The organism is Pseudomonas sp. Pseusp15 (assembly GCF_059492165.1).
In genome coordinates, this window is the sequence record NZ_CP168523.1 from 2,156,571 (window position 1) to 2,178,088 (window position 21,518).

16 protein-coding genes are annotated in these 21,518 nt (G+C 53.7%); 13 read left to right on the forward strand and 3 right to left on the reverse strand.

Annotated features, from left to right (window positions below; all coding sequences use genetic code 11):
• Positions 1-241 precede the first annotated feature (241 nt).
• The 3 genes from ACEN8R_RS09675 to ACEN8R_RS09685 all read left to right on the forward strand — a co-directional run bounded on the left by ACEN8R_RS09675 (position 242) and on the right by ACEN8R_RS09685 (position 3,941).
• Positions 242-961, forward strand: coding sequence for a helix-turn-helix transcriptional regulator (locus ACEN8R_RS09675; protein ID WP_258614344.1), 720 nt, complete (start codon positions 242-244; stop codon positions 959-961).
• 98 nt (positions 962-1,059) lie between these two features.
• On the forward strand, positions 1,060-2,571 hold the full coding sequence (gene iaaH, locus ACEN8R_RS09680) for an indoleacetamide hydrolase (protein WP_258614343.1): 1,512 nt from the start codon (positions 1,060-1,062) through the stop codon (positions 2,569-2,571).
• A 68-nt stretch (positions 2,572-2,639) separates the two neighbouring features.
• Positions 2,640-3,941 (forward strand): carbohydrate porin, encoded by a 1,302-nt coding sequence (locus ACEN8R_RS09685; RefSeq protein WP_018925930.1) that lies wholly within the window; start codon positions 2,640-2,642, stop codon positions 3,939-3,941.
• Positions 3,942-4,008: 67 nt separating this feature from the next.
• Here ACEN8R_RS09685 and ACEN8R_RS09690 read toward each other — a convergent pair whose 3' ends face one another.
• Positions 4,009-4,923: a LysR family transcriptional regulator gene (locus ACEN8R_RS09690; protein WP_258614341.1), complete on the reverse strand. Its 915-nt coding sequence runs from the start codon at positions 4,921-4,923 to the stop codon at positions 4,009-4,011.
• A gap of 118 nt (positions 4,924-5,041) precedes the next feature.
• Between ACEN8R_RS09690 and mdlC the strand changes: the two genes are divergently transcribed.
• The 5 genes from mdlC to ACEN8R_RS09715 all read left to right on the forward strand — a co-directional run bounded on the left by mdlC (position 5,042) and on the right by ACEN8R_RS09715 (position 11,075).
• On the forward strand, positions 5,042-6,631 hold the full coding sequence (gene mdlC / locus ACEN8R_RS09695) for a benzoylformate decarboxylase (protein WP_018925928.1): 1,590 nt from the start codon (positions 5,042-5,044) through the stop codon (positions 6,629-6,631).
• A gap of 63 nt (positions 6,632-6,694) precedes the next feature.
• Positions 6,695-8,029 carry an MFS transporter gene (locus ACEN8R_RS09700; protein ID WP_192350504.1) on the forward strand — a complete coding sequence of 445 codons (1,335 nt, stop codon included), beginning with the start codon at positions 6,695-6,697 and terminating at the stop codon, positions 8,027-8,029.
• 50 nt (positions 8,030-8,079) lie between these two features.
• Positions 8,080-9,540, forward strand: a complete 1,461-nt coding sequence (locus ACEN8R_RS09705; RefSeq protein WP_495625007.1) for an aldehyde dehydrogenase family protein — start codon at positions 8,080-8,082, stop codon at positions 9,538-9,540.
• Between the two features lie 118 nt (positions 9,541-9,658).
• On the forward strand, positions 9,659-10,936 hold the full coding sequence (locus tag ACEN8R_RS09710) for an OprD family porin (RefSeq protein ID WP_018925925.1): 1,278 nt from the start codon (positions 9,659-9,661) through the stop codon (positions 10,934-10,936).
• Positions 10,937-10,952: 16 nt separating this feature from the next.
• The gene (locus ACEN8R_RS09715; protein WP_167331178.1) at positions 10,953-11,075 is read left to right on the forward strand and encodes a ketopantoate reductase C-terminal domain-containing protein; all 123 of its coding nucleotides are present in this window, start codon (positions 10,953-10,955) and stop codon (positions 11,073-11,075) included.
• Positions 11,076-11,138: 63 nt separating this feature from the next.
• Here ACEN8R_RS09715 and ACEN8R_RS09720 read toward each other — a convergent pair whose 3' ends face one another.
• On the reverse strand, positions 11,139-12,095 hold the full coding sequence (locus ACEN8R_RS09720; RefSeq protein WP_081626502.1) for an AraC-like ligand-binding domain-containing protein: 957 nt from the start codon (positions 12,093-12,095) through the stop codon (positions 11,139-11,141).
• 386 nt (positions 12,096-12,481) lie between these two features.
• On the opposite strand from ACEN8R_RS09720, the gene ACEN8R_RS09725 reads away from it, so the two are divergent.
• The 5 genes from ACEN8R_RS09725 (at position 12,482) to ACEN8R_RS09745 (ending at position 19,719) form a co-directional block, all read left to right on the forward strand.
• On the forward strand, positions 12,482-13,819 hold the full coding sequence (locus tag ACEN8R_RS09725; RefSeq protein ID WP_495624805.1) for a carbohydrate porin: 1,338 nt from the start codon (positions 12,482-12,484) through the stop codon (positions 13,817-13,819).
• Between the two features lie 11 nt (positions 13,820-13,830).
• Positions 13,831-16,056, forward strand: a complete 2,226-nt coding sequence (locus ACEN8R_RS09730) for a beta-glucosidase family protein (protein WP_495624806.1) — start codon at positions 13,831-13,833, stop codon at positions 16,054-16,056.
• Between the two features lie 144 nt (positions 16,057-16,200).
• The gene (locus tag ACEN8R_RS09735; protein WP_495624807.1) at positions 16,201-17,208 is read left to right on the forward strand and encodes a carbon-nitrogen hydrolase family protein; all 1,008 of its coding nucleotides are present in this window, start codon (positions 16,201-16,203) and stop codon (positions 17,206-17,208) included.
• A gap of 29 nt (positions 17,209-17,237) precedes the next feature.
• Positions 17,238-18,485 (forward strand): MFS transporter, encoded by a 1,248-nt coding sequence (locus ACEN8R_RS09740; protein WP_495624808.1) that lies wholly within the window; start codon positions 17,238-17,240, stop codon positions 18,483-18,485.
• A 103-nt stretch (positions 18,486-18,588) separates the two neighbouring features.
• Entirely contained in the window at positions 18,589-19,719 is a 1,131-nt protein-coding gene (locus tag ACEN8R_RS09745; protein WP_032833723.1) for an alpha-hydroxy-acid oxidizing protein, read from the forward strand.
• Between the two features lie 492 nt (positions 19,720-20,211).
• Here the strand turns inward: ACEN8R_RS09745 and ACEN8R_RS09750 are convergent, their stop codons facing one another.
• Positions 20,212-21,507 carry an MFS transporter gene (locus ACEN8R_RS09750; RefSeq protein ID WP_495624809.1) on the reverse strand — a complete coding sequence of 432 codons (1,296 nt, stop codon included), beginning with the start codon at positions 21,505-21,507 and terminating at the stop codon, positions 20,212-20,214.
• Positions 21,508-21,518 lie beyond the last annotated feature (11 nt).

A 21,518-nucleotide genomic window follows, 5' to 3' on the forward strand; every position in this document is an offset into this window, starting at 1 on the left:
GATACTCACCGTGAATATTCGACCCATCTAGTAGAGGTACCAACCAATCTGGTACCTGGCAGAGAGTACCTCGGACGGATTTTTTATCTGAACAGGTTCACTATCTCGAGTGCTCTAGCACCTGCCTCTGAACGACTTTTAGCGATAGATACCAGTATTTTTGAGGCGTTTAACAGAACAAACCACCGAATTCAGGCCCGGAAATTGCTCGGAGACTCGCGTGAAAACCGGGAGCATGCCTATGCATATCAATCAAATGGACATGACGAATTCTGAGCTTGGCCTTTTTGCTCAGATCGTCTGGCGACTCCGCACGGGTGGTGCGGGGGATGAAGTTCGTCAGCAGGTGCTCGGTGATGTTACCCAGCTGCTTCGATCTGACTTCGGAGCCTCTTACCTCTGGGATAGCTCAAGGGGGCGATCCACGCGTTGCGCTGCAGTCAATATTGATGCACGTATGCTGCGGCAATACGATGAGCAGATTCACATGCACGATACCGTAACACCGGTGTTAAGAGCCCAGCGGCAAGCTGCTTGTGTGGATGATGTTATCAGTCGGCCTACCTTGGAGCGCAGTGAGCATTACGCCGAGTTCCTCAGACCGTGTGGGATGCACCATGGAGTGAACGTTTTCTTCTTCAACCAGGGACGGGATGTGGGGGATCTACGTATATGGCGCAGCGCTGACCAACCTGCGTTTGGCCCCAGGGAGCTCACTCTGCTGAACGCCCTCACACCGTACTTCCAGCACGCGCTCTCGGTTGAGCTGCCTCTAAATGGTGCCCTGAGTCCGCGAGAGCGTGCTGTTGTCGAGCACGTAGCGGCCGGGCGCAGTGACAAGGAGATCGCGCGCCTCATGTCCATTGGCTTCACAACGGTACGTACCCATCTAAAAAACGCCATGGCCAAGACCAATTCGAGCAATCGAACCGAGCTCGCCATGCGGGTGGGAATACACTAAACCTCCTCATTAATGAGGATGTTTGCCGGATATTTCCATGTGCGTAAATGAATCATCGAGACCTGCAGTGGGGATCGACTGATTCTCAAGGAATATCCGTGAAGACCAGACTCTCCTGCTTAGCGATTGGCCTTTTGGCAGCAAGCGCTGGCGCATCGGCGTCGAACGTACCGAAAGACTTCTACTTGATGAGCGCTGAGCAGATGGCACAAGCCATCTGCGAAAAGAAGGTTTCCAGTGAATCGGTTGTCAGCTATTGGCTGGCCCGTATTGAAACGCATCCTGAGCTTAATGCCTTCATTTCTATAGACCCAAAGAGAGCCTTGGGCGAAGCTCGTGCTGCAGACGCGCGCCTCGCTAAGGGTGAGCAGTGCCTTCCCTTGGGCGGCGTCCCTATAGCAATCAAGGACAACATTCAGGTCGTTGGTTTCACGAACACAGCAGGCACGCCAGCTCTCGCTAATTTCTTTCCGAAAGCCAATGCGCCGATTATCGATAGGCTCCAGGCCGCAGGCGCCATTGTGGTCGGCAAGACCAATATGCATGAGCTCGCGTTTGGCGCTACCGGCTACAACACCGCCTTTCATCTTCCACAGCTGGTCGGTGTGCGCAATGCCTTTGACAACTCTCGCATTGCCGGTGGTTCGTCATCAGGGAGTGCCGCCGCTCTGGGGGCTCGCTTGATTCCAATCGCTATGGGGACAGATACAGGTGGCTCTAGCCGTGAGCCTTGCGCGCTAAATGGCTGTGTTGGTTTTCGCCCAACGGTTGGTCGATATAGCGGTGTAGGCATCACACCTATTTCGACCAGTCGCGATACGGCAGGCCCAATGGCCAATACCGTCGGAGATGTCGTGCTGCTGGATTCGATTCTTAGCGGTGTACCGCCTCTGAAGCCAATACCGGCCCACCAAATTCGACTGGGCATTCCAGATTTCTTCTGGGCAGATCTGGAACCGGAAGTCTCGACACAGGCCAAAGCCGCGGTAGAGAAGCTCCGCAGTTCAGGAGTTGAGGTCGTCTCAGTCAGCATGCCGGGTATCGGTCAATTGGCATCAGCTGTGGCAACGCCAGTCGCGATCATGGAAGCGCGCAAGGCCCTGACTGATTACCTGAAATCACAATCCACCGGAGTGTCATTCGAAACCCTGGCCGCCAAAATTTCGAGTCCCGACGTCCAAGGTATTTTCTCGGCCATGGTCGTGCCTGGTAATGTCCCAGGGGCTGATGGAAAGATGATTCCTGGCGGCCCGGCTTATGCGCAAGCGATCAAGACGGGTGTCCCAGCCTTGCTAGCTCTCTATCAGAAGACATTCGCGGACAACAAGCTCGATGCTCTTCTGTTCCCCACGGTTCCAGAGGTGGCAATCAAGACCGGCCCTGACGCCGGAACGCCTCAAAAATTTGGTCGGATTATTCGAAACACCGACCCGAGCAGCAACGTGAGGATGCCGGGTCTCAGTATTCCCGTAGGTGTTGGGAAAGAGTCCGGACTTCCTATAGGTATGGAGATTGACGGATTGCCTGGAACGGACGACCAACTTCTGGCAATCGGTCGCACGCTTGAGTCGATCTGGGGGCCGGGCCCACTTTCGCCCATCGCACGCTGATCGGCCGTTCTTACCTTAAGCGCAGCTGCACTGGCTGCGCGAATAAAAACCTTTCTCGGATTAAATGAATGAACGCGATCCCACTCGTCGCAGGTACTTCTGCGCGCCGATTTTGTGTAACCGCTGTTGTGGCTTTGGGTAGTATGGCGAGCTCGGCATGGGCCGATTCGGCGCCCACAGACAGTAGTCCAGTCAAGGCGCACCTGATCGTTACCGATCTGATGCTGGAGAACCTTAACACTGGCCCTCGTCCCCATACATTCGCCAACGCTGGCGCAATTTTCGCCGGCGCCGATTTTGACATGTCCAAGCTCATGGGGTTGCCAGGCGGCACGTTCCAGTTTGAATACACATTTTTCCCGTGGATGCGCAATGAAGGTCAGCCAACTGCTGGCGCCTGGCAAGGAGCCACAGGTAGCGCGCTAGGTGGCGCACCTATGCATAACGACATCGACAAGGGATATCTGTCGAAGTTTGAATATCGGCAAATGCTGTTGGACAACCATCTTGAGCTCGATGTTGGCCGTAGCAATGCTAAGCAGCATTTCTACATGATGAACTGCGAAAACTGGGTTACTTGCAACGACCCCATCATTGAAAACACCACCGGAATATTGCCTTACCCATACGGAAGCTGGGGCGGTTACTCGCGTTACTCATTCGACAACGGTCAGTACATACATGCTGGCGCTTTCGAGTCCAATCCTGCCCATTACATCAAACGCACCAAGGGTTGGAACTGGGATCCGGGTGACGCGAGTGGTATCACTTGGTTGGCAGGCGTTGGTGCTCAAAAGAGCTTCGCGCAGACGCCCTTGGCCTATCACTACGAGCTTAATGGTTTTTACAATACCTCCGAACAGACAGACATATTGGATGGCTCGACCCGTCGTGGTAGCAGCGGCTTAATCTACCGCTTTATGCAAACGCTATCTCGCGAAGGCGGTTCCTCTGCCGGAAACCCAGACAAAGCGTGGCAAGTATTCGGCGCGTGGACTTGGAGTGCTGACGATCTGCAGCCTTTCGAACACTTCGTGGAAGCAGGTATAACTCGCGTTGGCCCATTCGGGCGCCCTCAGGATTCAGTCAGCTTGAAAGCGAGCTACCTGCGTTTGGGGGACAAGCAAGTTCAATATCAGCACGATCAGCGACTGCTGGCCACCGGTGTTGACCAAGGAATGTCAAAAGGAGAGTCGCGAGTAGAGCTCAATATGGTGTGGCAGGCGACGCCTTATCTAGCACTTCAGCCAAGCGTGCAGTACGTGTTCAACCCCAGCAACTTCTACAATCCACAGGCCGAGGTCAGCAGCGATGGAGCCGTCGTCGGATTGCAGATAGTTTATAACTTGGGCGCTCAACTCGGCCTTTAAGTGCTCGCCTTGGGCGATGATCAGATCTCAGCCGCTCGGGGTCGGACATCGACAGCAGCTTGATCCGTCAGGCCACGCCGGGCTCGCCTAGCGTGGCCTGAATCTGTTCGAAGAACCAGTTAAGCCCCGTTGATTGAGTGCTCCGGGAGTGCCAGTGGAGCGTCACTTCGAAGGACGGTACATCGAAGGGCAGTTCAAGCATTTTAAGCGGCTTGGCCAGTGGCATTTCACAAAAGCTGTCCGCGATCTGGGACGGCAGAATCACCAACAATTCTGTGCCCGGTATTACCTTTGGAAGGACTGAAAAGTGAGGAATCCTGAGCTTGATCCTTCGCTTGACCCCGAGTTTTTGAAGCACGTCTTCGGCCATGCCATGCCCCGATGTCCTTGTGACCAAGACGTGCGGCTCTACGAGAAACTGTTCCATTGTCAGCGCTGAACCAATCCGAGGATGATTCGCGTCCATCAAGCAAACGTATCGCTCGCTCACGAGCTTCTTGAATGCAAGCCCAGATCCGCTGATGACCCGGCTGCAGATGGCCGCGTCGATGTGACCGTCGTTCAACCATGTCCCCACCTGGTCGATCTCTAGCGGAATGATCTCAAGCTCGATATTGGGCGCCAGGATATTTAGCTGACCCATGAGCTTGGGCAGCAACGCCATCTCCCCCAAGTCAGAAAGCGCTAGTCGAAATTGCCTGCTTGAGTGGGCAGGCTCAAACCTTCTTGCCTCAGCCACTGACTCCTCAATACAACGTGCAGCCTGCTTGAAGCCTACGTATAGCTGAGCAGCAAGCCTCGTTGGCTGCATTCCTTGGCTATTGCGTATGAACAACGGGTCGTCGAATTGCTCACGTAGTTTCCCCAGGCTGTAGCTGATTGACGGCTGGGTGACAAACAGCCGCTCGGCGGTAATCGTCAGGCTCTGCGTTTCGTAAAGCGTGACGAAGGTGGTGATCAAATTTAGATCGAAATGAGCCATCCGTAGACCTTTATGAAAATAAGTGGTGTCTATGTAGTAGTCATAAAATATTGATTTGATCGATTTTAATCGAATTTTTACAGTAGGAGCAATCGGACACACCCTGGAATATGACCCAATGAAAACAATTCACTCTGCCGCTTATGCGCTTTTGCGTCGCCATGGCATGACCACCATCTTTGGTAACCCTGGATCCAACGAGCTTCCTTTTCTGAAGGACTTTCCGGAGGATTTCCAGTATGTCCTCGGTCTTCATGAAGGCGCTGTGGTGGGGATGGCGGACGGCTATGCTCTCGCAAGCGGTAAGCCTGCTTTCGTAAACCTCCATGCAGCAGCAGGTACGGGCAATGGCATGGGGGCTCTCACCAATTCGTGGTATTCACACAGCCCGTTGGTGATCACGGCAGGTCAACAGGTGCGTTCGATGATTGGTGTCGAAGCAATGCTGGCCAATGTGGATGCATCACAGCTACCCAAACCACTGGTCAAGTGGAGCTATGAACCTGCAACGGCTCAGGATGTGCCTCGGGCTCTTAGCCAGGCGATCCACATTGCTAATACTTCTCCCAAGGCTCCGGTGTATCTGTCTATTCCATACGACGACTGGGAGAAACCATCTCCGCTCGGTGTGGAGCATCTTCTTGAGAGAGAAGTCCAGACTGCGGGTGCTCCTGATGCGCGGCAGCTGGCAGCTTTGACCAAGCACTTGAATGAGGCCAACAACCCTGTTCTCGTTCTCGGCCCTGATGTGGATGCTACCCGCTCCAACGATTACGCCGTCGCCTTGGCCGATAAACTGAAACTGCCTGTCTGGGTTGCTCCATCGGCATCACGTTGCCCGTTCCCAACTCGCCATCCTAGCTTCCGTGGAGTTTTGCCTGCTGCCATCGCAGGGATCAGCAAGACGCTTGCTGGCCACGACCTGATCATCGTCATCGGCGCGCCGGTTTTCCGCTATCACCAGTTCGCACCAGGCGAGTATCTACCGGCAGGAGCTCGGCTCTTGCACATCACGTCAGATCCTCAGGAAGCAGCTCGCGCTCCTATGGGGGACGCCTTGATCGGCGATATTGCAGAGACTCTACGCGTACTGGCAGAGGGCGTTGAGGAGAAGGCAAAGTCCTATCCAGCATCTCTACCAGCGTTGACAGATGTACAAGATGAACCTCATCACTTGCGCCCGGAAACGCTGTTCGACGTCCTCGACGCGGTCGCTCCGCCAGATGCTATCTACGTCAAGGAATCGACTTCCACCACGACCGCGTTCTGGCAGCGAATGAACATGCGTCACCCTGGTAGCTACTACTTCCCCGCAGCAGGTGGATTGGGCTTCGGTCTGCCAGCAGCGGTGGGCGTTCAACTGGCCCAGCCCGATAGGCGCGTGGTCGCTTTGATTGGCGATGGCTCTGCGAACTACGGAATTACTGCGTTGTGGACGGCTGCGCAGTATCACATCCCAGTCGTGTTCATCATCCTCAAAAATGGCACCTATGGTGCGCTGCGCTGGTTCGCGGGCGTCCTGAATGTTGAGGAAGCGCCTGGTTTGGACGTCCCTGGTTTGGACTTCTGCGCTATCGCAAAAGGGTATGGAGTCAAGGCGGTACATACCGACACTCGCGATAGTTTCGAGGCCGCCCTTCGCGCTGCTCTCGACTCTACCGAACCTACTTTGATCGAGGTGCCCACTGTGACGATCCAGCCTCATTGATGAGTGCCAAGGGCCTTGTGCCTCCTAGTAAGTCCCCGAATAACAAAAACAAGAGACCAAATTATGACTCAAAGAAATGCTACAGAAATTGCGGGCTCAGCTCCGTTGGGCAGGTTCCACTACGGCCTGTTGTTTTGGTGCTCGTTCATCATGCTGTTCGATGGCTATGATCTCGTCATCTACGGATCTGTGGTTCCCCGCTTGATGGAACAGTGGTCTATCCCGCCAGTCCAAGCGGGATGGATGGGGAGTGCAGCTCTATTCGGAATGATGTTCGGCGCAATCGCTATCGGCCCGCTTGCAGACCGAATGGGGCGACGCAAGATCATCCTCGGAGCGATCACTCTCGCGAGCATTAGCGCTTTCGCAAATGCATTCGCCTGGGATGTACCCAGCTTCGCGGCTTTGAGATTTTTTACCGGTGTCGGCCTCGGCGGTGCCATTCCAAACATCGTTGCCCTGATGAGCGACTTGTCCCCCACAACTCGTCGTAGCACTCTGACTACGATCATGCTCAGCTTTTACTCCATCGGTGCAATGATTTCGGCGTTGGTGGCCATGCTGGTGATACCCAAATTTGGATGGGAGGCAACATTCTTCATCGGCGGACTGCCACTGCTTTGCATGCCTTGGATGTACCGTTATCTCCCTGAGTCTTTGCCCTATCTGCTGGCGAAAAATCAACGTGCAGCAGGGGCACTTCTCAAGCGTATCGTTCCCGATATAGATACTGCTTTTGTCCGATTTGAACCAGCTGTACGAACCTCAACATCCACACCTCTTTCCCGACTGTTCAAAGAGGGGAGAGGCGTGGGTACCGTCTTTCTCTGGCTAGGTTTCGGCATGTGCCTTCTGATGGTTTACGGCCTCAATACCTGGTTGCCGAAAATAATGGTCGCAGGGGGCTACCCACTTGGCTCCAGTCTCATGTTTCTGGTGACGTTGAATCTTGGCGCTACGGTGGGCGCTCTTGGGGGTGGCTGGCTGGCTGATCGCTGGGGCTGTAAACCTACGTTGATTCTTTTTTTTGCATTGGCGGTCGTTTCGCTTTGCATCCTCGGCATCAAGCCGGGCCCGGTAACGCTCAACATAATGTTATTGATTGCCGGTGCTACCACCATCGGAACTCTTGCTGTAATTCATGCCTTTGCCGCTCAGCAGTATCCGAGTGATATCCGTTCCACGGCTGTCAGTTGGTGTTCAGCCATAGGTCGTTTCGGAGGCGTCGCAGGCCCCGCTTTGGGGGGGCTTATGCTCAGCCTGAACTTACCGCTCCAACTGAATTTTATCTTCTGCGCCATACCAGGACTGATCGCGATTTTTGCTATCGCCATGGTCAAGCGGCGATCTGCGCATTCGAACGAGATGGAATCCCAGCCGATTGACGCGCATTCCTGATCTTCAAGTCACACCGTCCAAGGAGACATCACTTGAGCCAAGCCAACCGTATGCCTTACCAAGAAATGCATCTGCTGCCGATTGCAGGAGAGTGGCGTAAGGGCAGCGCCGGGAACGTGCTTAACGTTACTGATCCGTTCACCGGTGACACCCTGTTAGAAATCGTCCAGGCTGATCGCGAAGACCTCAATCAGGCCTATATCTCTGCCGAGAGCGCTCAGGCAGCTTGGGCCAATATGGGCCCGGGACAACGGTCGGCGATACTCTTGAAAGCGGTGCAAATCTTCGACGAACGCCGTGAAGAAATTATCGACTGGATCATCAAGGAGTCCGGTAGCACACGAATCAAGGCACAGATCGAGTGGGGGGCGGCTCGCGGCATCACTCAAGAGTCGGCGTCATTTCCTGCTCGTGTTCACGGTCGGATCCTACCTTCCAATGTGCCGGGTAAGGAAAATCGCGTTTATCGTGAACCGCTCGGCGTGGTTGGGGTGATCAGCCCTTGGAACTTCCCGTTTCACCTGACTCAACGTTCTGTCGCGCCGGCACTGGCATTGGGCAATGCTGTCGTGATCAAGCCAGCGAGCGATACTCCGGTCACCGGTGGGTTGCTCGCTGCCAGGATTTTCGAGGAAGCAGGAGTGCCCAAGGGCGTCATCAGTGTATTGGTGGGCTCTGGCGCTCAGATCGGCGATGCATTCGTGGAGCATCCGATCCCCAAATTCATCTCGTTCACAGGCTCGACGCCGGTCGGGCTGAACATTGGGCGCATTGCCAGTGGTGGCAAGTATCTCAAGCATGTGGCACTGGAGCTGGGTGGCAATAGCCCATTCGTGGTGCTGGCTGATGCTGATCTCGATCAAGCGGTCGCAGCGGCTGTCATGGGCAAGTTTTTGCACCAAGGACAGATCTGCATGGCCATCAACCGGATCATCGTGGAAGACGCCCTGTATGACCGGTTCGTAGAACTCTACGCGGAGAAGGTCAGAGCGCTGAAGGTTGGTAATCCCAGTGATGCTGACACGGTGATTGGCCCCATTATCAATCGTAAACAGCTCGAGGGATTGTTGAACAAGGTTTCTCGGGCCAAAGAAGAAGGTGCGAGAACCGTCGTTGAAGGGGAGGTTCGCGGGAATCTACTTCCACCACACGTTTTCGCCGACGTTACCGCTGATATGGAAATTGCGCGAGAAGAGATTTTCGGCCCGCTCGTTGGCATCCAGCGTGCTCGCGATGAGGCCCATGCTTTGCTGCTGGCTAATGACAGTGAATATGGGCTCTCCAGCGCGGTGTTCACCAAAGACCTCGAACGAGGTGCTCGCTTTGCTCGTCAGATCAAGGCCGGCATGACGCATGTCAACGATATTCCCGTGAATGACGAGGCGCACGCACCATTTGGGGGAGAGAAAAACTCCGGGCTTGGTAGGTTTAATGGTGAGTGGGCGATTGAAGAGTTCACCACTGACCATTGGGTAAGTGTGCAAATGACGCCTCGGTCTTACCCTTTCTAAGTGCTAGTGCACTACTTGCTATATAAAGTTTAGCTTTTTACAAAAATTGTATCCGCTGCCTTTATTTATAAGGGCGGCGGCCTGCTATCGCCTCCAAAAAAAATAAAAAGGTAAATTTATGCAGACTCTCTCCAAGACAAAATGTGGTGTACTTGCTGTCACTTGCTTGTCCTGTGTGCAACCGTTATCTGCTAGAGCGGACTTTCTCGAAGATAGCAAGGTCACATTAGGTCTGCGTAATGCTTATATTGACCGTGACTTCAAACAAAGCGATGCGCCTAAATCTAGGGTCGGCAGTTGGACTCAGGGTTTCGATTTGCGTTTCATCTCTGGGTATACCGAGGGGCCAGTTCAGTTTGGCTTTGATACCAGCGCTCAATGGGCGTATCGATTAGATGGCGGCGGCGGTAGAGGGCCCGATAGTGTCATACCCTACGACGCCAGCCGAGGTGAACAGGTCAGGGAATATGGGCGTTCGAATGCCACGGCAAAAATACGTGTTTCCAAAACAGAGCTAAAGCTCGGTGAGCTACGTCCCACTCTGCCAGTTGCCTATATTGACGATTCGCGCCAGCTCATCACCACTTATCAGGGTGCACTGCTGGAGTCTAAAGAGTGGGAAGGCCTTACTCTCACCGGCGGGCGTATCACTGAAATTGCTGCACGCGAATCGTCCAGTCATGAAAAAATCTATTTGATGAATGGCCCTGACATCAAACGCCGTAGCGATGGGCTGAACTTTGCAGGGGCTACTTACCAGTTCACGCCTGGACTTTCAGGAACCTATTTCTATGGGCAGCTGGAAGACATTTACAAACAGCACTATCTTGGGCTTACAGATGTTTTTGATCTGGGTGGCGGTTACGCGTTGAAAACTGACTTGCGCTATTATCAAAATAGCGAGGATGGAGACGCGCTCTACGGGAAAATTGACAATAAAACCTATGGTGCCATGACTACCCTGAAAAAGGCAGGTCATGCATTCGGGATTGGCTATCAACGTATGCTTGGCGAATCAGCGTTCCCGCTTTTCAATGGATATGCCCCACAACCCTATCTCGTCAACTGGTCAACACTCGGATTCTTCAAGCCCAATGAGAGCTCTTGGCAACTCAGGTATGACTACGATTTTGCTGCTATGGGTGCTCCGGGACTGAAGCTGATGACTCGCTATATGCGGGGTACCGGAATTGATCGAGGTAGCAATGCCTTGGACAAGAATGTCGAGAGCGAAAGCAACCTGGTGTTGAGCTATGTCATCCAAAGTGGCCTCTTCAAAAACGTCGGCTTTGAGTGGCGTCACATCGAGGTCAAAACCCGCTTCGGTAGCGGCTCATTGTCTGGCCCGGACTACGATGAGAATCGTCTGATCACTACTTATACCTACCAATTTTAGAAGGCAGCCATGCACATTGCGCCAGACTGAAAATGAACTTATAGCGGGCGCAATTGTGGAGAAAGGGCAGGCCGCTGGTGTTCACGTTCCTGTTACTCAGTGCCTCCATGCTCTGATAGGCATGAAAGAGCTGTCGTGAAAAAGCGACAGAGTGCTTCGTCCTAGTCGAAGCATGATGGAGTTACGTGGCCCCTGGATCATCTTATCCAGTCATGTGTTGCTTACGGAACTCCTTGGGAGTCATTCCAGTTTCGCGTTTGAATGCACGGCTGAAGTGCGTGCAATTGCTGAACCCCCAATCAAATGCGATATCACCAATATTCTTTTCTTTCAAAACAGGACTCTTCAGGTCGCGTTGACATAGCTGAAGCCGTTGACTCCAGATCCACTGAGAAAGTGGCTGATCTTCTTTTTCAAAAATCCGATATAGAGAACTCACCGACATCTTAAGATCTAAAGCAATCCTCTCGATATTCAGGCTCGGGTCTCTCAGGTTCTGAAGTATGTAACTCTTTACCCTGGATAGATGAAAGGTCTGAAGTTTAGATACTTCGCCTTGTTGAGCCTGAGGTAAGGACTGCAAACCTCCAACTACCAACTCAATCAAAGCGTTGGCTATCGGATCCAGCACAGTTGTTGCCATCTCAGCCCTGCTTTCTGCCAGAGAGCGCAGCATGCCGCCCAGCAAAATGCTAGGGCTTGATTTGGCGCTTATTGTCAATCCGCATAGGCGATCAGGGCTGCTCACGTGAGCGCTAAGAAGGCTGCGAGGAATTCTAAGGATATACTTGCTGAAGTTTTCGCAGTATCCCATTTCAAATGGCCGAGTGCTGTCGTAGAGAACGAAGTCTCCAGCGCTCTGTTGGGATTCTTTATCACTCTGTCTCAAAAAACCCTGTCCGGAAATTTGATAGCTGACCATAAAATAGTCAGCGTCAGAGTTGCGGACTAAACGAGCGCTTCGGGTCACCTGATGCGGACTGGCCGTCATGGCCATTAAGTCTACTGGCCCCACGGACGCATGTTGCAGATCCGCACTAAAGGACGTCCCCGCGCCGGCAACGCACTCCAGAGGCATAAACATTTTTCCAATTGTTTCCCTCCAAAAAGGTAGGCGGTCACCTTCGGGTATTGCTCTTGTTGAGAGTGTGGTGTGCATGTTGAGTGTCCTGCGCTGGCTGCTTGCCTAAAAGCAAGCAAATAGGGTGCCTCTCCCACAGAGATTCATCGATTTGAGATCCACAGCCCAGTAATGGTGGAAGCGGAGTACAGGAAGGCATTCGTTTCGCTTTCTCGCCACCGCAACTCGCCTCATTTCAGGGCGTGACGTCGACTTTCACGCTCGCCTGATGACGCGCTCCACCTTAAGAAATAGAGGCAACTTCCTCAGGAAGTGGAGGGCAGCGGTTTACTCCAGTGGCCTGCGATAGTTCTCAACGCAGACAGCTTGGCGCCGCTATCAAGATTTTTCTGCCCCCACACATATACACGAAGCAAGTAGGAGCCTGGCGAGCTCCTTTGCGCTCGACAAAAGGAGCACTCGAATTGAAGAAACGTATAGCAGCTGGTGGTTTAGCCCTCGTAGGGTCAATCAGCATCCCCGCCCTAGCTGCTGAGCCTTTAGCTTCAGACTCGCCATGGCTGACTGGTGATTGGTCGGGGAAACGCAATGAGCTTAGTGAGCAAGGGTTCACCTTTGGGCTGTTCTACGTAAATGAACTGGCTACGAACGTGAGAGGTGGTTATGACCAAAAGACAGCTTTGGAAACAAGTGATCAGACCACAGCCCTGTTTAACTACGATTTGAGTAAAAAGCTCGGTGTGGATGGAGAATTCAGCCTCGTCGTAACTAATCGAAACAACCATGAGTTACTTACAAACACTCGCGTGAACGACCCTCGCACGGGTTCACTTCCCAATCTCTCGCAAGAAGTGTGGGGCTTTGGCTCTGTGACGCGCTTGACCCGACTCACCTACCAGCAAAACTTCTTCGACAAACAGTTGAGCCTTAGGGTTGGGAAAATGACACCGACGGAAGAGTTTTTTCCGTCCACCTGTGAGTTTCAAAGTCTTGTCAACTGCGGCACCGTCCCTGGCATAAGCAACATTTGGTACGGATGGCCAATCAGTACGTGGGCGGCTACGACTACCTGGCACATGACGCCGGATTGGTACGTAAAGTTTGGCGTCTACCAGCAGAACCCCCAGACCACCACCAATGACAGAGCTATTTCCCTCAGTGATCGTGGTACTGAAGGGCAAATCTACCCGGTGCTGCTCGGCTGGCGCCCTTATTGGGGAGAGCGAAAGTTAGCGGGTAATTATTTCATTGGCGCCTATTACAGCAACGTAGACGCACCCGATGTTGTAGCAGGTGCTGCCGGCGGGATGGAGGCATCTAATCCATCTGCTGGATTCAAGACTCGCCATGGTAAGCGGGCGGCTTGGGCTTTCTTTGAACAGCAACTGACGGGGCCTGGCGGAGACAGTAAGCAAGGCCTGCGCGCTTTTGTTAACGCCGAGATCAATGACAAGGAAACTTCTGTCCTGCATTACGGCTACGGCGCCGGTCTTTACTACAACGGCCTTTTCGACAATCGCCCGGATGACATGCTTGGATTTGCCAGTACGGCAATCAAGATCAACAAAGATTGGACACGAAATCGAGATCTTACTAACCAGTTGGCAGGCGTCGATGACTACGACGATCCCCGTTATCTCCCGCTAGGCGACACCGAAGTTTCGACTGAGTTGTTCTATCGCTACCAAGCCACGAGGTGGCTCTACCTCCAGCCAAATATCCAGTATTACCACGCTCCAGGTGGTGTGGACAAAGTGCCGGATGCGACGGTGCTTGGCCTGCGATTCAACATCAGCTTCTAAAGGACAACCCAATGAAAAACCGAATTCCTTCAAGCGCCACCATGCTGCTGACACTTATAATGACAAACACCCACGTACTCGCGGCGTCTCAACCTTGGTTAGACTCGGATAAATCATCTGATCATCGTGCAAAGCTTCTTCAGCAAGATCTGACACTTGAAGAGCAAATACGCCGAGTACACGGCGAAATGGCCATGCCTATCCTTGGATTTACAGTGCCAGATGGCGCCATCGGATCCGCTGGGTTTGTGCCTGCCGACACAACGCGGGGCATCCCAGCGCTCCAAATCACCGATGCAAGCCTGGGCGTTGCCAACCCTGCCAATGTCCGGCCAGGAGATGGGGGGACGCCCCTTCCTTCAGGGCTCAGCAGTGCTGCCAGCTGGAATCCGAAGGTCGCCTACGATGGCGGCCAAATGATCGGGCATGAAGCATGGAGTAAAGGATTCAACGTCATGCTCGCAGGTGGCGTAAACCTGGCTCGTGATCCACGCAATGGAAGGAATTTTGAATACTTTGGCGAGGATCCCCTGCTTGCTGGCACGATGGCAGGTGAAAACATCAAGGGCATTCAAAGCCAGCATGTGCTTTCAACGATCAAGCATTTCGCCATGAACGATCAAGAGACCGCGCGAATGGGCATGAGCGCTGTCATCGGTGAACGGTCTTTGAGTGAGAGTGATCTGCTGGCATTTCAAATCGCCATCGAGCGCGGCCAGCCGGGCGCAGTGATGTGTGGTTATAACCGAGTCAATGGCATTCACGCCTGCGACAACGCTGATCTGCTTCAGCGCATCTTAAAGGATCGTTGGGGCTATCGCGGTTTTGTGATGTCCGACTGGGGTTCTGTTCACGGTGTCGAAGCCGCCATGCATGGCGTGGATATCGAGATGGGCACACAGTTGGACAAGTGGTTATTTGGAGATGTTTTCTTCGAGAAGCCACTGTTGGCCGAAGCTGAGCAAGACCAAGTTTATCGCACTCGTTTGGGTGAAATGAGCCAGCGAGTCCTGCGCTCGATGTTTGATGTTGGCCTCTTTGAGCACCCTCCTGTTAAAACACCTATTGATTACGCAGCGAGCAAGGCCGTAGCACAACAAGCTGCCGAAGAGGGGATGGTGTTGTTGCGCAACGAGAAGCATGCGTTGCCTCTCAATGGTGCGACCAAGAAGATCCTTGTAGTGGGTGGCAACGCGGACAAGGGGGTTCTCTCTGGAGCCGGTTCGTCACAGGTTGTAGAGCCAGAGGGTGCTGGCCTGGTAATTCCTACGGGAGGCGAAGGTCAGTTCGCTTCACTGCGCGAGATGGTTTGGCATAGAAGCTCGCCGCTTAAGGCTCTGAAGGAGGAGCTGCCAGATGCAGTCATTACCTTCAACGATGGCCGTAACTCCGGGGAAGCGGCTGCGTTGGCCAAGAACGCTGACGTGGTCATCGTGTTCGCGACGCAGTGGATGATGGAGAGTTACGACACCTATGACCTGGAGTTGCCTAGCGGTCAGAATGGCTTGATTGACGCATTGGCCTCCGCAAACGCTAAAACCATTGTGGTCTTGGAAACTGGTGGCCCTATCAGCATGCCATGGCTCAACAAAACGGCAGCAGTCATGCAGGCGTGGTATCCAGGTGCAGGTGGTGGTAAGGCCATCGCTCGCACGCTGACCGGCAAAGTAAATCCATCGGGCCGCCTCCCGATCACTTTCCCGGCAGACCTCAAACAACTGCCTCGCCCTGTGGTACCCGGCTTTGGTGGCCCCGAAAACGCCAAGATCGATGTGGACTACAACATCGAAGGCGCTGACGTTGGATATAAATGGTTTGCGCGAAAAAACATCAATCCTTTGTTCCCATTCGGCTTCGGGCTTTCCTACACACAGTTTAAATATGATGGGCTGAAGGTCGAAAAAACCTCTCCGCTCACCGTTAGCTTTAACGTGACCAACATCGGCAAGCTGACGGGACAAGATGTTCCTCAGCTCTATCTGACGGGTATGCCTGGTCGAGCTCAGCAACGCTTGCTGGGGTGGAACAAGATCGAGCTCCGTGCCGGGGAATCGCGATCCATAACCCTGCACGTGGATTCACGCCTGCTCGCCGATTTTGACGTCAAGGCACAGCGCTGGTCTGTAGCGCCAGGAGCGTATGCATTGGGCCTAGGCCATAGCGCTACAGAATTCGTTTCCCAGCGGCATGTAGATCTGCCCAAGCAGGATTTCGCAGATCCCGTCGTGAGCCGCTAAGACATTTTTCTTCATGCCTGGGTGCCCTCCACCCATGGCATGGAGAAGCTAGAGCAAATCTGACAAGACTTTCAGCACATTCCAATTGGGCATTTTCATCAAAGATGCAGCAACGGCTGAGCGCCATCTTTTTTTGAGGTTTCTATGTCTTTTTCAACTTCGTATCGAGTCGCAGTGGTGCAGGCAGCACCCGTCTTCATGGATCGCAGCGCGACGGTTGATAAGTGCATTCAATTGATTGCCGAGGCAGCTGGCAACGGTGCTCGGGTAATCGCGTTTCCGGAAAACTTCATTCCTGGTTACCCATGGTTTTTCTGGCTGGGGTCACCAGCTTGGGCAATGCAGTACATGCTGCAATATCACGAGCAGGCCTTGGTGATTGATAGCCCGGACTATCGTCGATTGGAGCAAGCGGCAGCCGACCATGAAATCTTCGTGTGCCTCGGCTTCACCGAGCGATCCAATGGCAGCTTGTACATGGCGCAGACTTTCATTGACGACCAGGGCCGTACCCTGTCGACCCGACGCAAGCTCAAACCAACCGTGGCAGAGCGCATGGTCTTTGGGGAGGGCGACGGTAGTGATATCCAAGTTCATGAAACCAACATTGGTCGGCTCGGAGGACTGTGCTGCTGGGAGCATATTCAGCCACTGACCAAATTCGCGATGTACAGCAAGCATGAGCAAGTGCACGTCGCCGCATGGCCAGGTTTTTCCCTCTATACGGACGTCACCCCAGCAATTGGTGGTGAGGTTAATAACGCCGTAAGCCGCACATATGCCGTTGAAGGCCAGTGTTTCGTTCTCGCCCCGTGCGGGATGGTTTCCCAGGACGTTGTTGAATTGCTCTGCCAAACGGATGAAGCACGTAATTTACTAAAGGTCGGGGGAGGCTTCGCGCGCATCTATGGCCCCGACGGCGCCGATTTGGCCACTCCATTACCGCCAGACCAGGAAGGACTGCTGTACGGGGACATCAACCTTGACGCCGTCACGATGGCCAAAGTTGCAGCAGATCCGGTTGGCCACTACTCCCGAAGCGATGTCACAAGACTGCTGTTTAACAGCGAGCCACGCAGGCCCGTTACAGAGGACGCATCAATCGGTTCGGATGACAAGCTTGCTCTTGTTGACGACCTTGAAGCCAATTAATCGATATCCCTTTTTGATGGGTGCATAACATGCAGCATAAATCGCTTGGTGATTCAGCTTACGAGTGGAAAATGGTGTGGCTGCTAGCGGTGCTGTTTGGCATCGTAGGTCTGGATCGGTTGGTGGTGGTGTACTTGTTTCCAATCTTGAAACCAGAGCTGGGGTTGAGTAATACCCAAGCCGGTGCAATCGCTTCTGTATTGGCGCTGACATGGGCGCTGTCTACTTATGTTCTTGGTGGCGTGAGTGATCGCCACGGTCGGAAGAAGGTGTTGATCTACTCCGGCATTTTCTTCTCACTCATGACATGGATGACGGGAGCGGTAAAAAGCTTCACTGGAATGCTGGTCGTTCGAGGCCTTCTTGGCGTAGGTGAAGGCGGGGTTTTCAGTGCCAGTGTCGCGACGCTCGCAGAGATATCGACGCCCAAACGGCGAGGGCTCAATATGGGCATTCACCAAGCATTCTTTCCACTGTTGGGCATCGGTTTGGGCCCGATCATTGCGACTCAATTAAGCTTGTACATGCCATGGGAGTGGGTGTTCTTTCTGCTCGGGATTCCTGGGTTGATTTTGACGGTGATGCTCGCGAAGCTCATGCGCGAACCCAGTAAGGTGACCGTCGAGCGCGATGCACGCAAAAGCGCTCCTATCACCAGCGTGCTCAAATTCCGCAATATCTGGGTGACTACAGTCATCGGCTCTCTGTTTCAAACGGGCTTGTTCGTATTCTCGACCTTCGTCGCGCTTTACCTCACTCAAGTGGTGGGGCTGTCGTTGAGCACGACGGGATTGATCGTCTCGGGCTGGGGGTTCGGTGGCTTCATAGGAATGATCGCCGTACCCGCCTTGTCGGATCGATGGGGGCGTAAACCTGTGCTGGTGACTTGCGCCACTATTTACGGTCTGCTGATGCTCGCATTTGCTCTGAGCCACGCCGGCCCTTGGGTGATGTTTTCGATCCTGTTTGCCGCCGGTATCTTCGGATTTGGCATCGCACCATTGTTCTTGGCTGTGATTCCTAGCGAGTCCGTCCCATCCAATATGACCGGAGCAGCAGTTGGTGTGCCAACGGGTGTGAGCGAATTAATTGGCGGTGTATTGATGCCTGTGATTGCAGGTGGTTTGGCCGATCTATACGGCTTGGCGCTACCCATGATGGTAGTGGGAGCGGTATCACTTGCAGCGGCTGTCACTGGTTTGTTCCTGATCGAAACCGCACCTGGTGCTGCTACCCATCTAGTCACGTCCTCAGCACTTGCGGTTACTTCTGAATAAGCGTGATCTATTCAGGGCCTGGATAGTATCGATTTGATCAATTAGGCCCCGCTCAATAGAGTGGGGTTTTTACTTTGTATTCTCGTACTGCCGTGAGGACACCATGAGCTTAGCTTTTAGCGTTGAAGGTTTTCGTTCACTGGCGCAACGGCGCCTTCCCAGAATGGTCTTCGACTACCTTGAAGGCGGCGCCGATGATGAGAAATGCCTGCAGCGTAACCGGGACACGTTCGACCATTGGGAGCTCATCCCAAGACGCTTGGTTGATGTCGCCCAGCGTGATCTGAGCGTTAACGTCTTCGGTACTACTCAGCCACTGCCGCTCCTGGTAGCTCCGATGGGGCTTAATGGGGCATTTTGGCCGAAGGGCGATATCGCTTTAGCAAGGGCGGCTAGGAAAGCCGGTATCCCCTTTATATTGTCCACGGCGGCCAATGCGTCCATTGAGGAGGTCGCGGAAAAAGCGGGAGGGGAGCTGTGGTTCCAACTCTATGTAGTGCACCCGTCACTTGCTGATCAACTCGTAGCTCGTGCACTGGCGGCAGGTTACAGAACGCTAGTGCTGACCACTGATGTTGCGGTGAACGGCAAGCGTGAGCGTGATTTACGTAGTGGTTTTGGCCTGCCTTTCAAGTACACGCCGAAGGTAATGCTCGATGGAATGCTCCATCCGCGCTGGTCTATAAGCTTGCTTGCAGGCGGGATGCCGCAGATGGCAAATTTCGCCAATCAGGACGCCAACAACGTAGAGCTTCAAGCTGCGCTGCTGTCGCGGAAAATGGATGCCAGTTTCAACTGGGATTCACTTAAAAGATTGCGAGAACTCTGGCCACATCGGCTGTTAGTCAAAGGAATACTTCACCCTGAAGACGCTGCGCGTTGTATGGCGTTCGGAGCTGACGGCGTAATCCTCTCAAACCATGGCGGGCGTCAACTTGATTCGAGCTGCTCGCCTATGCCTGTTCTTAAGCAAATTGCTAATGCTCATCCGGGCAAGGTGCTTGTTGATAGCGGTTTCAGACGTGGTTCTGACGTTGTTAAAGCTATGGCGCTCGGTGCGGGTGGTGTTCTTCTAGGCAGGCCACTACTCTACGGTCTGGCTGCAGGTGGCGAGGAAGGGGCTAGCCAGGTGCTGAGCATTATCAAAGATGAGATGGATCGCACACTTGCGAACATGGGGTGTGCCTCCATGGCGAGTTTGTCGCCCGACCATGTCACCTCAATCAGGGGGTGATACCAACAGCCGTATCTGCGGCCTCGGCGCTGTGTATGGCTGAACGTTTCAACTCGTGCATCGACGATTTCACGTTTTTTTTCAACCGGAGGGAAGAAGCGGAGGAGGGCGCTTGCGGTAATCATAAAATGCGTCAGTTGGTTTGAGCTGCAGCCATTATTACTTTGAGATGCTGTTCTCCTTGGAGTCAAACAGCTGTCATCCACCATCATCAAGATCCCAAACTGGCCCATTGCCGAAGCCTATCTACTGAAGTGCGGCTACGGCTTTCCGAATACTTGGGTTTTGAAGGATTTGGAATAGGAACGGCGCATTGGCCGCATGGAGTATCTGCTTAAAAAGGCTAGACGAGGTGTCCACTTAAATTGAAGTGCACACCTGTCTTGGCTTAGCAGAGCGGGCTAGATGCCTTTGCCGGACGCATACAATGCAGGCCAGGGCGCGATATTTATTCAGTGCAAAGCCCTGAATTCCGCCGAAACCTCTCTTTGATCAAGCGTTGACTGGCACTGCTTTTTGCCTGCGATACAGGATCGTCGTCGCTGTGAACCCACACAACGCAGCAAACATTAGCCAGTAGGCGGGCGACGCCTTGTCACCTGTTGCCTGCACCAGGATTGTTGATACGGCGGGTGTAAAGCCGCCAAACACAGCCGTTGCCAAACTGAATGCCAGTGAAAATCCTACGACTCGTACGTTCTGAGGCATTACCTCAGTCAATGCAGCAACCATCGCGCCATTGTAAATGCCAAAGAAAAAAGAGAAGTACAGCAGCACGGCGAGCAGTCGTTCGAAGCTTGCCGCCGCGGCCAGCCAATGCATGGCGGGATAGGCGGTGAAGATGCACAGCAAGGTGACCGCCAGCAACAAGGGGCGGCGTCCAATGCGATCAGAGATCGTACCGCCGATGGGCAGCCAGATGAAGTTGCTCAGGCCGACGAAGAGCGTGACCACCAGACTGTCGCTGGTGCTCAGGTTCAGTACAGACCGGCCGAAAGTCGGGGTGTAGACGGTAATGAGATAGAACGTGGTCGTGGTCATCGACGCTAACAGACCACCAGCCAGTACCGTGCGCCAGTTGTCCCGCATCGAGCGAAAGACTTCACTGGCACTTGGGTGATGGCTGCGCGCTTTGAATGCATCGGTTTCCTGTAGCGAGCGGCGAATGATGAAGATGAACGGGATAATCAGGCAACCAATGAAGAATGGGATACGCCAGCCCCAGGCTGCAACGTCGGCGGCCTCCATAGACGCGTTAATCGTATAGCCCAACGCAGCCGCAAGAATGATCGCCACTTGTTGGCTGGCCGACTGCCAACTGGTATAGAAACCCCGGCGTCCGGGCGTGGCGATTTCAGCCAGGTACACGGAAACACCACCCATTTCCGCACCTGCGGAGAATCCCTGCAACAGTCGCCCGAGCAACACCAATATCGGCGCTGCGATGCCTATGCTGGCGTAGCCCGGAACCAAGGCGATCAAGACCGTGCCCGCGGCCATGATCGACAGCGTCACGATCAGCCCCTTTCGCCGGCCCACCTTGTCGATGTATGCGCCCAGCACGATAGCGCCCAGCGGCCGCATCAGAAATCCCGAGCCGAATACGGCGAAGGTCATCATTAACGAGGCGAACTCGCTGGTGGTAGGAAAGAACGTATGGGAGATGTAGGTCGCGTAAAACCCGAACAGAAAGAAGTCGAACTGTTCGAGAAAATTGCCGCTAGTGACCCGCAGGATGGCGCCCAGTTTGGACCCCTTGGATCGGGTGTCTTGAGTTGTTGTTTTCATCAGGCTACCGT

What these genes read in the sequence shown, in the direction of transcription:
- ACEN8R_RS09675 (WP_258614344.1), top strand. Translation starts at nt 242, where the DNA reads ATGCATATCAATCAAATGGACATGACGAATTCTGAGCTTGGCCTTTTT.
- ACEN8R_RS09685 (WP_018925930.1), top strand. Translation starts at nt 2,640, where the DNA reads ATGAACGCGATCCCACTCGTCGCAGGTACTTCTGCGCGCCGATTTTGT.
- ACEN8R_RS09690 (WP_258614341.1), bottom strand. Translation starts at nt 4,923, where the DNA reads ATGGCTCATTTCGATCTAAATTTGATCACCACCTTCGTCACGCTTTAC.
- mdlC (WP_018925928.1), top strand. Translation starts at nt 5,042, where the DNA reads ATGAAAACAATTCACTCTGCCGCTTATGCGCTTTTGCGTCGCCATGGC.
- ACEN8R_RS09700 (WP_192350504.1), top strand. Translation starts at nt 6,695, where the DNA reads ATGACTCAAAGAAATGCTACAGAAATTGCGGGCTCAGCTCCGTTGGGC.
- ACEN8R_RS09705 (WP_495625007.1), top strand. Translation starts at nt 8,080, where the DNA reads ATGCCTTACCAAGAAATGCATCTGCTGCCGATTGCAGGAGAGTGGCGT.
- ACEN8R_RS09710 (WP_018925925.1), top strand. Translation starts at nt 9,659, where the DNA reads ATGCAGACTCTCTCCAAGACAAAATGTGGTGTACTTGCTGTCACTTGC.
- ACEN8R_RS09720 (WP_081626502.1), bottom strand. Translation starts at nt 12,095, where the DNA reads ATGCACACCACACTCTCAACAAGAGCAATACCCGAAGGTGACCGCCTA.
- ACEN8R_RS09730 (WP_495624806.1), top strand. Translation starts at nt 13,831, where the DNA reads ATGAAAAACCGAATTCCTTCAAGCGCCACCATGCTGCTGACACTTATA.
- ACEN8R_RS09735 (WP_495624807.1), top strand. Translation starts at nt 16,201, where the DNA reads ATGTCTTTTTCAACTTCGTATCGAGTCGCAGTGGTGCAGGCAGCACCC.
- ACEN8R_RS09740 (WP_495624808.1), top strand. Translation starts at nt 17,238, where the DNA reads ATGCAGCATAAATCGCTTGGTGATTCAGCTTACGAGTGGAAAATGGTG.
- ACEN8R_RS09745 (WP_032833723.1), top strand. Translation starts at nt 18,589, where the DNA reads ATGAGCTTAGCTTTTAGCGTTGAAGGTTTTCGTTCACTGGCGCAACGG.
- ACEN8R_RS09750 (WP_495624809.1), bottom strand. Translation starts at nt 21,507, where the DNA reads ATGAAAACAACAACTCAAGACACCCGATCCAAGGGGTCCAAACTGGGC.